The 13,452-nt window shown below is 62.6% G+C and carries 9 protein-coding genes; 7 read left to right on the forward strand and 2 right to left on the reverse strand.

The annotated features are described in order from the left end of the window. The first annotated feature begins 505 nt into the window (after positions 1 to 505). From BO1_RS55640 to BO1_RS55645, 6 genes are all read left to right on the forward strand, one after another. Positions 506 to 3,328 carry an ATP-dependent Clp protease ATP-binding subunit gene (locus tag BO1_RS55640; protein ID WP_043289076.1) on the forward strand — a complete coding sequence of 941 codons (2,823 nt, stop codon included), beginning with the start codon at positions 506 to 508 and terminating at the stop codon, positions 3,326 to 3,328. 61 nt (positions 3,329 to 3,389) lie between these two features. Then, positions 3,390 to 5,663, forward strand: a complete 2,274-nt coding sequence (locus BO1_RS46180; RefSeq protein ID WP_028223374.1) for an FdhF/YdeP family oxidoreductase — start codon at positions 3,390 to 3,392, stop codon at positions 5,661 to 5,663. A 104-nt stretch (positions 5,664 to 5,767) separates the two neighbouring features. Then, complete coding sequence (locus BO1_RS46185) at positions 5,768 to 7,156, forward strand: cytochrome ubiquinol oxidase subunit I (protein ID WP_028223375.1); 1,389 nt, start codon at positions 5,768 to 5,770, stop codon at positions 7,154 to 7,156. A gap of 4 nt (positions 7,157 to 7,160) precedes the next feature. Continuing rightward, on the forward strand, positions 7,161 to 8,168 hold the full coding sequence (gene cydB / locus BO1_RS46190; RefSeq protein ID WP_028223376.1) for a cytochrome d ubiquinol oxidase subunit II: 1,008 nt from the start codon (positions 7,161 to 7,163) through the stop codon (positions 8,166 to 8,168). A 123-nt stretch (positions 8,169 to 8,291) separates the two neighbouring features. Further along, positions 8,292 to 9,203 (forward strand): bestrophin family protein, encoded by a 912-nt coding sequence (locus BO1_RS46195; protein ID WP_028223377.1) that lies wholly within the window; start codon positions 8,292 to 8,294, stop codon positions 9,201 to 9,203. A 165-nt stretch (positions 9,204 to 9,368) separates the two neighbouring features. Beyond that, positions 9,369 to 10,334 carry a LysR family transcriptional regulator gene (locus BO1_RS55645; protein WP_084688803.1) on the forward strand — a complete coding sequence of 322 codons (966 nt, stop codon included), beginning with the start codon at positions 9,369 to 9,371 and terminating at the stop codon, positions 10,332 to 10,334. Between the two features lie 48 nt (positions 10,335 to 10,382). On the opposite strand, the gene BO1_RS46205 is transcribed toward BO1_RS55645, so the two are convergent. After that, the gene (locus BO1_RS46205) at positions 10,383 to 11,846 is read right to left on the reverse strand and encodes a mechanosensitive ion channel (protein ID WP_028223378.1); all 1,464 of its coding nucleotides are present in this window, start codon (positions 11,844 to 11,846) and stop codon (positions 10,383 to 10,385) included. 297 nt (positions 11,847 to 12,143) lie between these two features. Further along, positions 12,144 to 12,557, reverse strand: coding sequence for a DUF3331 domain-containing protein (locus BO1_RS58615; RefSeq protein ID WP_156992786.1), 414 nt, complete (start codon positions 12,555 to 12,557; stop codon positions 12,144 to 12,146). Positions 12,558 to 12,841: 284 nt separating this feature from the next. Here BO1_RS58615 and BO1_RS46220 point away from each other — a divergent pair, with 284 nt between their 5' ends. Beyond that, positions 12,842 to 13,297: a DUF1269 domain-containing protein gene (locus BO1_RS46220; RefSeq protein WP_028223380.1), complete on the forward strand. Its 456-nt coding sequence runs from the start codon at positions 12,842 to 12,844 to the stop codon at positions 13,295 to 13,297. Positions 13,298 to 13,452: the final 155 nt, after the last annotated feature.

Raw genomic sequence — 13,452 nt, forward strand, 5'->3', positions numbered from 1 at the left:
CCCTGGAACGTGCGTCTTGATGCGATACACGATAAGCGAAACGCGAATTGCGCTGCGCAATTCCAATGCCCAATATTGAATATCGGATTAATCGATGCTCGCATCGGCCCGATATCTAGTATCGGATCGACAGATGTTCACATTGGCCTGATCCACTCATAGAATTTACCTGTCCAATTGTCCCTTTTTGCGGTTCGCATGGGCCCGTTTCGGACCGACCCAGATGCATTCCACCCACCGCCACAGTCCGTTTCAATTCCTTTGAAGCCAACCTTTGCGGCTGCACGCGAGAGACCTAATCTACGAAAGACCGAGCGTTGCGGGGGCCGGCGCAAGACCACCGCACGGTTGTATCTGCGCGAAACGTTCACGTTACGGATGTTGACCAGCGAGGCGTCGGTGCCGGTCGCGCTTTCGGCCACTGCGCCGAAGGACGCGTGGAAGGCGGCAGGCTGACGCCACCCATTGCAGGACGAAACTCTCCACGGTTAGAGGTGACACGATCATGCCCACACTCTGCGATATCTGCCATGCCCGTCCCGCCGTTGCACGCGTTGTCGTGACGGAAGACGGCGAGCGCAAGTCGCTGTCGATTTGCGACTACCACTATCGTCAGCTGATGCGCCATCAAAGCATGCTCAATCCGTTCGATTCGCTGCTGGGCGGCGGTGGCGGTCTCTCGCACTTGCTGGGCGGGCTCGGCGACGAGGCGGGTCTGTCCGCGAGCGTGCCCCGCGAGTCGGTCGACGTGACCGACGCGTTCAGCGAGCAAACCATGGAGCTGCTCCAGCGCGCGGCGGAGAAGGCGCACGAACTGCACCGCACCGAACTCGATACCGAGCATGTGCTCTACGTGCTCGCGGACACGGACGTTTGCGCGACCCTGCTCAAGGAGCTCAAGCTCTCTCCGCAGGACATCAAGAGCTATATCGACGAGCATGCGAAGCACGGCACCGCGAGCGACGATGACGAAGAGGTGCAGATGACCGTCTCGCCGCGCCTGAAGAAAGCGTTCCAATACGCGTTCCAGGCCTCGCGCGAGCTCGGGCATTCCTATGTTGGTCCCGAACATCTGTTGATTGGTCTCGCCTCGGTGCCCGAGAGCCTCGCGGGCACCCTGCTCAAGAAGTATGGCGTGACGCCCGAGGCGTTGCGGCAGAAGGTGGTCAAGGTCGTTGGCAAGGGCGCCGAGGACGGCCGCGTCGAAACCTCGACCGGCACGCCGAACCTCGACAAGTTCGGCCGCGACCTCACGGCCATGGCGCGCCAGGGCAAGCTCGATCCCGTGCTGGGCCGCGCCCAGGAAATCGAAAGCACCATCGAGGTGCTCGCGCGCCGCAAGAAAAACAATCCGGTGCTGATTGGCGAGCCGGGTGTGGGCAAGACCGCCATCGTCGAAGGGCTCGCGCAGCGCATCGTGAACGGTGACGTGCCCGAGGTCCTGCGCGGCAAGCGGCTCGTCGAGGTCAACATCAACTCGATGGTCGCGGGCGCGAAGTATCGCGGCGAGTTCGAGGAGCGCGCGAAGCAGCTGATCGACGAGGTCACGGCCAAGCAGGACGAGCTGATCCTCTTCATCGACGAGCTGCATACGATCGTGGGCGCGGGGCAAGGCGGCGGCGAAGGCGGCCTCGATATCGCGAACGTGCTCAAGCCGGCGCTCGCGCGCGGCGAGCTGAGCCTGATTGGCGCGACCACGCTCAACGAATACCAGAAGTACATCGAAAAGGACGCGGCGCTCGAGCGGCGCTTCCAGCCCGTGCTCGTGCCCGAGCCGAGCGTGGAGCAGACGATCGTGATCCTGCGCGGCCTGCGCGACAAGCTCGAGGCGCACCACCAGGTCACCTTCTCCGACGATGCGTTCGTGGCCGCGGCCGAGCTTTCGGACCGCTACATCACCTCGCGCTTCCTGCCGGACAAGGCCATCGATCTGATCGATCAGGCGGCGGCGCGCGTGCGCATCGGCGCGACCTCGCGGCCAGCGGACATTCAGGAGCTCGAAGCGGAAGTCGCCCAGCTCAAGCGCGAGCAGGATTACGCGTCCTCGCGCAAGCGCTACGACGAAGCGAAGGCGTTCGAAGAGCGCATCAACGAAAAGCAGAAGCAGCTCGACGAGCAAATGGAAGCATGGCAGCGCAAGACCGGCACGGAAACGCTCGAAGTCACGGTGGCCTCGGTGGCCGAAGTGGTTTCGCGTCTCACGGGCATTCCGGTTGCCGAGCTTACGCAGGAAGAGCGCCAGAAGCTCCTCAAGATGGAAGACAAGCTGCGCGAGCGCGTGGTGGGCCAGGACGATGCCGTGGTCGCGGTCAGCGACGCCGTGCGCCTCTCGCGCGCGGGCCTCGGTCAGGAGCACCGGCCGATTGCCACGTTCCTGTTCCTCGGGCCCACGGGCGTGGGCAAGACCGAGCTTGCGAAAGCCCTTGCGGAAAGCGTGTTCGGCGACGAGCAGGCCATTATCCGCATCGACATGAGCGAGTACATGGAGCGCCATGCAGTCGCGCGCCTGATTGGTGCGCCGCCCGGATATGTCGGCTACGACGAAGGCGGCCAGCTCACCGAGCGCGTGCGCCGGCGTCCCTATAGCGTGATCCTGCTCGACGAGATCGAGAAGGCGCACCCGGACGTCTACAACGTGCTGCTGCAGGTCTTCGACGACGGCCGCCTCACCGACGGCAAGGGCCGCGTGGTGGATTTCAGCAACACGGTGATCATCGCCACGAGCAATCTGGGCGCGCCGATCATCATGGACAACCTCGAGCAGCCTGAAGCGGAGCGCAAGTCCGACAAGGCAATTCGCGACGAAATGATGAAGGTGCTCAAGGGCCACTTCCGCCCCGAGTTCCTCAATCGCATCGACGAAATCATCATCTTCAACGCGCTCTCGAAGGACAACATTCGTGCGGTCGTGCAGATCCAGCTCGACCGGGTGGTCCGCACGGCGGCGGCTCAGGACATCACGCTGAAGATCGGCGATTCCCTTGTCGATCACATGGTCGAGGTCGGCTACCAGCCCGAGTTCGGCGCGCGCGAACTGAAGCGCAAGATCCGCCAGGAAGTGGAAACGCGTCTCGCGAAGGAAATTCTCGGCGATGCGCTCAAGCCTGGCGACAGCGTGGAGATCGACTACGACAAGGAGAGCGGCGAGGTCAAGTTCAACAAGACAGCCTCCGCATCCGATTCGGATATCGAATCAAAAGCCCCAAAGTCCCCGAACGGCGAGGACGCCAAGAAGGACGCCGAAGACGCGGCGGCCGCGACGAGCACCGCAGCCGCAAAGGGGCGCAAGAAGCGCAGCACGCGCGAGTCCGGCGCGAGCGCCGAGTAATTCATTAGAGGCAGAGCGGCGCCCTGTTATTGGCGTACCTCGAAACATTACGGAGTTTCCTATGACCACGCAACGCGAAGTGCCAGGCGTCCACCCCTACGACGGCCCCGCCGGCGGCTGGGGAGCGCTTCGGGCGACCGCTCAAGCCATCCAGCAGCAGATGCAAAGCGTCGAGGCCCCGATTGTCCTGCTGCGCACGAACCAGCCCGACGGCTTCGATTGCCCCGGATGCGCATGGCCCGACAAGGAGCACCGCTCGACGTTCCAGTTCTGCGAGAACGGCGCCAAGGCCGTGACCTGGGAGGCCACGACCAAGCGCGTGCCGCCCGAGTTCTTCGCGGCCAATACGGTCACGTCGCTCCTGCAGAAGACCGACTATGAGCTCGAAGACATGGGCCGGCTCACGCATCCGCTCGTCTACGACCGGGCGACCGACACGTTCCGCGCCGTCGACTGGGAAGACGCATTTGCGCGTATCGGCGAGATTCTGCGCTCGCTCACGCCGGACCAGGTCGAGTTCTATACGTCCGGGCGCGCCTCGAATGAAGCCGCGTACCTGTATCAGCTGTTCGCCCGCGAATACGGCACCAACAATTTCCCCGATTGCTCGAACATGTGCCACGAGCCCACCAGCGTGGGCCTGCCGCAGTCGATCGGCATCGGCAAGGGCACGGTTTCGCTCGAAGACTTCGACTCGGCCGAGCTCATCATCTCGATCGGCCACAACCCGGGCACGAACCATCCGCGCATGATGGGGACGCTGCATGAAGCTTCGCGGCGCGGCGTGCCCATCATCGTCTTCAACCCGCTGCGCGAGCGCGCGCTCGAACGCTTCGCCGACCCGCAGAGCATGTTCGAGATGGCCACCTTCAGCTCGACCCGCATCGCCTCGACGTACTTCCAGGTCGACGCCGGCGGCGACGCGGCGGCGCTCAAGGGCATCATGAAGGCGCTGCTGCAGATGGAAGCCGAGCAAGGCAACGTGCTCGACAAGGATTTCATCGCCGCGCATACGGAAGGATTCGACGCCTTCGCCGCGGACCTCGAAGCCACCTCGTGGGACGACATCGAAAAGGCCAGTGGCCTCACGCGGCCGGACCTCGAGCATGTCGCGCTCGCCTACGCGAAGTCGAACGCGACGATCGTCACCTATGGCATGGGCATCACCCAGCACAACAAGGGCACGGCGAACGTGCGGCTGATCGCCGACCTGCTACTCATGCGCGGCAACTTCGGCAAGCCCGGCGCCGGCATTTGCCCGTTGCGCGGCCACTCCAACGTGCAGGGCAACCGCACGGTGGGCATCACCGAAAAGCCCTCGAAGGACTTTCTGAAGCTGATTGAAGATGCGTGCGGCTTCACCCCTCCGTCCGAACATGGGCACGACGCGGTCCAGGCCATGCAGGCGATGATCGACGGCAAGTCCAAGGCGCTGATCTGCCTCGGCGGCAACTTCGCAGTCGCGTTGCCCGATTCCGAGCAGTCCTTCCCTGCCATGGCCAAGCTCGATCTGGGCGTGCATATCGGCACCAAGCTCAATCGCACACACCTGCTGGTTTCGAAGGAGACCTATATTTTCCCCTGTCTCGGCCGCACGGAACTCGACATGCAAACCGGCGGCAGGCAGTCGATCACGGTGGAGGACTCGATGTCCATGGTCCACGCGTCGGCCGGCAAGCTTACGCCCGCCTCCGAGCACCTGCGCTCCGAGCCCGCGATCGTGGCCGGCATGGCGCGCGCCACGCTCACGAACACCAGGATGCCGTGGATGGAGTTGATTTCCGACTATGACAAGATCCGCGACCTGATCGAGCAGACCGTGCCCGGCTTCGAGGACTTCAACGCGCGCATTCGCGTGCCCGGCGGATTCCGCCTGCCGCTGCCGCCCACCGAGCGCCAATGGCACACGCCGTCGGGCAAGGCCATGTTCTCGGTCTACGGCGGCGTGAAGGAAGACGCAGACGTGTTCGGGGCCGAGAACGTGCTGCGGCTCATCACGATCCGCAGCCACGACCAGTACAACACCACGATCTATGCAATGGACGACCGTTATCGCGGCGTCTTCGGGCGACGCGACGTGCTCTTCATGAACGACGAGGACATGGCCGCGCTCGGCATCGAGCACGGCGACCTGGTCGATATCGAAACACTCACGCCCGGACGGTCGCTGCGTCTGCCGAACATCACGGCCATTCACTACAGCATCGCGAAGGGATCGGTGGCGGCGTACTACCCGGAAGCGAACGTGCTCGTGCCGCTCGATTTCATCGACAAGGAAAGCGGCACGCCCTCGTACAAGTCCGTGCCCGTGCGTGTCGTGCGCTCGGCCACCTGATCTTGTACTGCGCGTTCCCGGCCGTCCGGCCGGGCCATGCTTCACCTGGCCGGACATGCTCATCTGCACGCAAATGCAGTCGTTACCTGGAGCTTTGACCCATCATGCAAATCTTCGACGCATTTCATCTCGCCAGGCTGCAATTTGCGTTCACAGTCTCGTTTCATATCGTGTTTCCGGCGATCAGCATCGGCATGGCGAGCTTTCTGGCCGTGCTCGAATGGCGCCTGCTGCTGACCGGCGACGCGGCCTACAAGGACATGTACCGCTTCTGGTCCAGGATCTTCGCCGTGGGCTTCGGCATGGGCGTGGTCTCGGGCGTCGTGATGGCCTATGAGTTCGGCACGAACTGGAGCGGCTTTTCCACGGTTGCCGGCAATATCACCGGGCCCCTGCTGACCTATGAGGTGTTGACGGCCTTCTTCCTCGAAGCCGGCTTTCTCGGCGTCATGCTGTTCGGCTGGAACCGCGTGAGTCCCAAGGCGCACTTCTTCGCGACGCTGATGGTGGCGATCGGCACGCTGATCTCCACGTTCTGGATTCTCTCGTCCAACAGCTTCATGCAGACGCCCCAGGGCTATGCCATCGAGAACGGCCGCATCGTGCCGGTGGACTGGTTCAAGGTGATCTTCAACCCGTCGTTTCCGTTTCGGCTTGCGCACATGACGATTGCCGCATTTATCGTGGCGGCCTTCATCGTCGCCGCGTGCGGCGCCTGGCATCTGCTGCACGGGCGGCGCGACGTGCCGGTCAAGCGCAGCTTTTCGATGGCGCTCTGGATCCTGCTCGTGCTCGCGCCGGTGCAGATCGTGGTGGGCGATGCGCACGGCCTGAACACGCGTGAGTATCAGCCCGCCAAGATTGCGGCAATCGAAGGACTCTGGGAAACCGAGCATGGCGGCACCGCCTTGAATCTCGTCGGCCTGCCCGACATGAACGCGGAAGTCACGCGCTACGCGATCCAGATTCCGCATCTGGGCAGCCTGATTCTCACGCATAGCTGGGACGGCGAGATACGCGGCCTGAAGGAATTTCCGCCGCAGGACCGCCCGTATTCGCCCATCGTGTTCTGGACCTTCCGCATCATGGCCGGACTCGGCATGCTGATGTTGCTGGCCGCGCTGCTTGGACTGTTGCTGCGCATGCGCGGGCGCCTCTATGAAACGCGCTGGTACCAGTGGTTCATTTTCTGCATGGGTCCGTCCGGCATCCTCGCGCTGCTGGCCGGCTGGATCACGACCGAGGTGGGACGCCAGCCCTGGACCGTGTACGGCGTCATGCGCACCGCGGATTCGATGTCGCCAATTGGCGCGCAGCAGGCCGGCGTTTCGCTGCTGATCCTCGTGATCGTGTACTTCCTCGTGTTCGGCACGGGCGTGTACTACATGTTGAAGATGATGAGCAAAGGACCTGCGGAAGGCATCGAAAGCCGCGAATCGCTGAAGTATCCTGGATTGCATAACCGTGCGCTGGACGCCGTGGTAGGAGAGTGACGCCATGCAAATCGACCTTCCTGTTATCTGGGCCGCCATCATCGGACTCGGCGTCTTCATCTATGTGATGCTCGACGGCTTCGATCTCGGCATTGGCCTGCTGTTTCCGTTCTTCGAAGGCAAAGGCGAGCGCGAAGTGATGCTCAACACCGTCGCGCCGGTCTGGGACGGCAACGAGACCTTTCTCGTGCTGGGCGGCGCGGGACTCTATGGCGCGTTTCCGGTGGTCTATTCAACGCTGCTGCCGGCCAACTACATGCCGCTCATGCTCATGGTCGTGGGCCTGATCTTCCGCGGCGCCGCGTTCGAGCTGCGCGCGAAGGCCACCCGCACGCAGCACGCCTGGGACCTCGCGTTCATCGGCGGATCGGCGCTCGCGGCCATGTGCCAGGGCATCGTGCTGGGCTCGCTGCTGCAAGGCATCAAGATCGTCGACGACAAGTTCGCGGGCGACCCGTTCGACTGGTTCTCGCCATTCAGCGTGTTCTGCGGATTCGGTGTCCTGATCACCTATGCGGCGCTCGGCTGCGGCTGGCTCATTCTCAAGACCGACGGCGAATTGCAGCGCAAGATGCGCCAGTTGATGCGTCCGCTCACCGCCGTCCTGCTGGGCGCCATTGTGGTAGTGAGCCTGTGGACGGTGCTGGGCTTGCCGTCGGTCGAAGCCCGCTGGTTCGCGAGCGGCAATCTCGGCTGGTTCCTGCCCGTGCCCGTTCTCGTGCTCGTGTGCGTCGTGAGCATCTTCCGCTCGGTGCGGCTCCAGCACGAAGCCATGCCCTTCCTGCTGACGCTGGCGATCTGCTTTCTCGGCTACACCGGGCTCATCATCAGCATCTGGCCGTACATCATCCCGCCGTCGCTCACGATCTGGCAGGCCTCGTCGAGCCATTCGAGCCAGCTCTTCGCGCTCGTGGGCACGGTTATCGTGCTGCCGATCATTCTCGTCTACAACGCGATGCAGTACCGCGTGTTCCGCGGCAAGGTCCGGGAAGGAGACGCGGGCTACCACTGATACCGCGAGACCCGTGGCGCGCCGCAGGGCGCGCCATTCCCATCGCCTCTTCACTCCATCACGGGCACTGAATGAAGTGCCCGGGCGGCACTGCCGCCATTCGATACATGCAAAGAGCACATCATGATCGTGAGGCCAAGGGAGAACTGGTTCCGGCTGCTGTTCATATGGAACGGCTCGGTGCTGCAGTCGATCATCCCGCAACTGATCTTCATGGCGGTCGTGAGCAGCCTCGCCGTCTTTACGCACGGACGCGTATTTGGCGAGAAGATCCCGCTGAACACGGCCCCCTTCACGCTATTCGGCGTGGCGCTCGCGATCTTCCTCGCGTTTCGCAACAACGCCAGCTACGAGCGATTCAACGAGGCGCGCCATTTGTGGGGCGGCCTGCTGAACGCCGCGCGCGCTCTCACTTCGCAAATGCTCTGCTATACGCCGGAGCGCAGCGATACCTTGCGTATCGCGCAGCAACTGATTGGATTCGTCTACGCGCTCAAGCATGAACTGCGCGGCACCGACCCCACGGCGGACTTCGTGCGCCTGCTCGGAAGCAAGCAGGCGGAACGGATGCGCGACCAGGTCTACAAGCCCATTGCGATTCTCAACGAGATCCGCGGCGAGCTGGCCAGCCCGCAGCAGCGCTGCCATACGTCCGATACGAAGCTCTGGATGTTCGATGAGCAGATCAACGAACTGGGCAAGATCGTCGGCGGCTGCGAGCGCATTGCCTCCACGCCCATTCCGTTTGCCTACAACGTGCTGCTGCACCGTACCGTCTACGCCTATTGCGTGTTGCTGCCGTTCGGGCTCGTCGATTCCACGGAGTTCTTCACGCCCCTGCTGTGCGTGTTCATCTCCTATACGCTGATCGCCCTCGAAGCCATCGCCAGCGAAGTGGCCGACCCGTTCAGCACCGCGCCGAACGCACTGGCGCTCGACGCCATGTCGCGCAATATCGAACGCACCGTGCTCGAGCTGTGCGGGTGCCCGGTGCCCGAGCCGGTCAAGCCCATACGCCCGTATCAACTCACTTGAGCGTGCACGACACGACGCTTCCGGCACTCCCCCTCTGTATTTTTTGTGAATGGTTCACTCACTTTATTTTTTCCCACACGCATCGATTGCACGCCCCGATAGCCGGACCACGCCTTACGGATTGACGGGAAGCCTGGACAACACCGCGATTTCGGGAGCGCAACCGTGAATCTTCTGGAAGCGATGCGTATTTATGTCCGTGCCGTCGAACGAGGCAGCATCTCCAGCGCGGCGCGGGATTTGAATATCGGCCAACCGGCCGCGAGCGAGCGCATCGAGCGTCTGGAAACCTACCTCGGATGCCGCCTCCTGCTTCGCAATGCGCGTACGTTCAAGTGCACGCCCGAGGGCGAAATTTTCTACGAACGCAGCAAGAAGATTCTTGCGGCTGCCGAACAGGCCATTGCGGAAGTCTCGAGCGATGGCCACATACTCAAGGGCGCGATTCGCATTGGCGCGCCGCATTGCTTTGGCGAAGTGATCTTGCCGGAGGCGCTGGGGTTCGTGCGCGAAGCGTATCCGCAGCTGAACATCGACCTCGCGCTGAGCGACAAGATCGTCGATCTCGTGACCGAGGGCATCGACATTTCGTTTCGTCAGGGGCAAGTGGGCGAAGGCGCGTTCTTCGCGTTCCGGCTGGGCCAGGTGGAACGGGTGCTCGTGGCCTCGCCTGACTATCTCGCGCGGCACGAACCGATTGCCGATCCCGCGGATCTGATCAAGCATCCGTTCATCCGCCTCAAAGGCATGTTTGGCTCGGATCAGTTGCCGCTCGTGGATGCCTCGAGCACCCAGGAAAGCGTCGCCATTCGTAGCGCCATTACCACCAATCACTGGAAAGCCATGTACCGGATGATAGTCGAGGGCCTGGGGATTGGCGTGGTGGAGTCGTTCGCGTGCGCCGACGCGCTCGCCAGTGGACGACTGGTCGAACTGCTGACGCAGTACCGCGTGCCGGCGCAAGAGTTGCACGTGCTGACGCGCGCCCAGCGGCCCGTGCCCGCGCGCGTGCGAATGGTCGTCAACATCCTGAAGAAATGCGTGCCTGAGTTGCTGGGCACGCTGGGCCCCGAGGACTCCGCGCAAGGGGAGCCGCCCTCCTTCGAAGCGCGCGATATGCGGCGATCGTGAAGACTCGCCGCTGCGCTTACTGCGCTTGCGCGTGCGGCCGCGCAAGCGTCACTGCCCGGCGTTCTTGTCGTTCAACCACCGGGTGAGCAACTTCCCGGCTGCCTCGCGGCCACCGAGGCCGAACGCGAGCGCAACCGCCACGGCGATGGCGCCCAGCACCAGTCCGAAGGCCAGTTGCACGATTTCATTGGCAATGCCCATCGCACGCAGCCCCATGGCGAATACGAGGCCCAGAATGGCGAATTGGGCGATTCGCGCAAACAGCACGCTATGGTTGCTTTCGGCCTGTTGAATGACGCGCCGCGCGAGATCCGCGAGCCAATACCCGATCACGAGGATCACGGCGCCCACCAGCACGTGGCCGCCGAATTCGATGAACAGGGTGACCACGTCGCGCACCTGGGTGAAGCCGAGCCGGTTGGCCGCCTCCACCACGGCAAACAGCATCGCGAAGAACACGATGAGCCGCGCGGCGAGCGCTGAAGGCAGCAACATGCCGGTGAATACGCTGCCCACACCGAGGATGCCGGGCAAGCCGTCCGCGCCGGCCGACACCAGCAAGCTGCGGATGAGCGAGCCCACGAACCGGGCCACGTAGTAGGTAATGAGCAAGATGATGATGGCGGCGACGATATTGGGCACCGCATCGAGGAACTGGCCCAGCATGTCGGTCGCCGGCCGCGAGATCGCGTCGATGTGCAGCGCATCGAGCGCGGCAATCAAGGTGGGCACGAACACGAAGAGATAGACCAGTGTGCCGACGAGCTTCGAGAGCTTGACCGCGGTTGGGCTGCCGACCTCTTTCGGCAGGCGGTCCGCACCGGCCGCGGCGAGCAGATTGGTGACGATACCGCGCAGCACCCGCGCGACGATCCAGCCCACGAAACCGATCACAGCGGCCGCGAACAGGTTCGGCACGATCGCCAGCAGCTTGTCGATCATGGCCTGCACGGGCGCGAGCAGGCCCGAAAGCGCGAACGCGGACAAGATGGCCGGCAGGAACAGCAAGATGACCAGCCAGAACAGCAGATCGCTCAAATAGCTGCTCGCAGGCTTCATGCCCGCACTCGACGCGAGACAGTCGTCGAGCTTCATGCCCTTTAGCGCACGCGCCACGACGCTGCGCAGGACCAGCGCAATCAGCCATGCAATGAGCGTCAGCCCCGCACCCGCAATGAGGTTGGGCAGGTAGCCCACGATTTGACCGAGCAATTGCGAGAACGGGCTCGAGACGTCGGTCAGATCGAGCACATTGAATATGCCGACTGCCGTGACGAGCAGGATGAGCCAGAACAAGCCGCTCGCGATGAGCTGCTCGACGAACGCGCCCTGGCCGGCGTTTTCCGCGATCCGCTCGTCGACCTTCAAGGCGGAAAGGAGTCTGCGCACACCGGCGCGCGCGAGCGACGCCACGATCCAGCCGACGATCAGAATGCCGATGGCCGCCGCCACCCGCGGCAAGTATCCCCCAAGCGAAGTCTGCAGCGATGCAAGGAAATTGGATGAGTCCATTTTTTTCTCGACGGAGGTTAGGGTCGGGTCACCACACTTCGCGAAACTGCACTCAAAGCATCTGCAAATCTGCAATACAGGAATCTTGCGCTTTCGAAATCAGCCGATAAATCAGCCGATATTAGCTATTGGACGCCACGCCTTTCGCCCCACGGGGCCAGTGGGTAAGATGCCTGCCGGTACGTCGCGGCGGCGCTTGCTGCGCGGTTGCACCGCAAGCGTCCGGTTAGTTCGACGTCCACAAATGTAGGCCCTCGTTATCCCCAAAGTGCCCCTTTGGGGATTTTTTTCGGGCTTTCACATCGGTGTAACGGAGTTCAACGCCGAGGCCAGCACGACCCAGCCCGCGTTTGCCGACATGAGCTTTCTGGAAAGCGGCCGGTACACGCGGTCGCCGCGCCGGATGCTGGCGCCTGTCAACGCGCACACGCCGCCCTTTCTGGCGATGCACAGCCGCCAGGGCTGCTCGGAGTAACGCCCGCTGGTGGAATCGCTCCATGAGACCGACACCAGGTTATCGGAGCACGTTTCCACGACGGCCAGATGGGCGCGCAGGGCCGGCGTGGGCTGCACCGCATCCTGCTTCAGGCTCGTCGGGGTATGACTGGATTGACTGCACGAATCGTCGATTCGCTTGCCGCGCGAGGCTGATCCCCCACCTAGCAGGCTGAGCGTATGTTCCCACGCATCGACGGCACCGAGTTCTCGCATCTTCTGCCTCACCTTGGTTACGTTCGCGTGCACGCGTTCAAGGAATCGCGCGGCCTGTTCGATCCTTGCGATCCTTGATTCGTCTTCCAGAATGCCTTACGGAATGCTTAATCCTACGATTGACTCACGGGAGAACGAACCCCGTTTATCGCATGCTAGCACCTGAGATGCGGAAATGTTCGCCTTTGAGCCGATACTTTGAATCGGAAAAAATTGCATCACGGCGACGGGTTCGATTGACTAGTATTACCGTGAATGAGGTGAAGCTCACGGATGGGTCCATCATGGCAAACACGCTGATTGTCGCCGTCTTCAATACATTAGGTACTGCCGAGAAGGCATGTCAAGATTTCAAGGACTTTGCGGAGAAGGATCAGGGCTTCACGATCCATAGTGGTGCCGTTGTGGGCAAGGATGATTCAGGAGCGCTGACGATCCTCGATCGGCAAACGCGGTCATACTGGGGCACGGTGATTGGGGCGCTCTCGGGGAGCTTGATTGGCATGCTTGGTGGGCCGGTTGGATCTATTTTGGGCTTTACCGCGGGCGCGAGCGCGGGGCTCGCTGGGCATGCGCTGCATACGTTGCTCGATAGCGAGTTCGTTAAGGGCGTCTCGGCGAAGCTTACGCCGGGCACTGCGGCTGTCATTCTCGAGGCCGATGAGGCCTCGCCGTTTGCTGTTGACAATGTTGTCAATGGCTACGGGGGTAGCGTGCATAGGAAGGCGTTTCCCGAGTGAGGGGGCCACTTCCGGAGTGCCCACTGCGGGGCAAGCTGTGCGTCGCGAATCTTGACGGCTTTCGCCGTGTCTTCGTCGGGCACGCGGGAAAACGTCGTGATTTTTTGCTTTTTTTTGTGGTCGTTTGGGGCGTTGGCCTTAACTTGTTTTCGCGG

The organism is Paraburkholderia oxyphila NBRC 105797 (assembly GCF_000685075.1).
Taxonomy (GTDB): domain Bacteria; phylum Pseudomonadota; class Gammaproteobacteria; order Burkholderiales; family Burkholderiaceae; genus Paraburkholderia; species Paraburkholderia oxyphila.

Bases quoted from the DNA above. Each gene is read 5' to 3' on its own strand.
- BO1_RS55640 (WP_043289076.1), top strand. From the start codon at position 506: ATGCCCACACTCTGCGATATCTGCCATGCCCGTCCCGCCGTTGCACGC.
- BO1_RS46205 (WP_028223378.1), bottom strand. From the start codon at position 11,846: ATGGACTCATCCAATTTCCTTGCATCGCTGCAGACTTCGCTTGGGGGA.
- cydB (WP_028223376.1), top strand. From the start codon at position 7,161: ATGCAAATCGACCTTCCTGTTATCTGGGCCGCCATCATCGGACTCGGC.
- BO1_RS46195 (WP_028223377.1), top strand. From the start codon at position 8,292: ATGATCGTGAGGCCAAGGGAGAACTGGTTCCGGCTGCTGTTCATATGG.
- BO1_RS58615 (WP_156992786.1), bottom strand. From the start codon at position 12,557: ATGCGAGAACTCGGTGCCGTCGATGCGTGGGAACATACGCTCAGCCTG.
- BO1_RS46220 (WP_028223380.1), top strand. From the start codon at position 12,842: ATGGCAAACACGCTGATTGTCGCCGTCTTCAATACATTAGGTACTGCC.
- BO1_RS46185 (WP_028223375.1), top strand. From the start codon at position 5,768: ATGCAAATCTTCGACGCATTTCATCTCGCCAGGCTGCAATTTGCGTTC.
- BO1_RS46180 (WP_028223374.1), top strand. From the start codon at position 3,390: ATGACCACGCAACGCGAAGTGCCAGGCGTCCACCCCTACGACGGCCCC.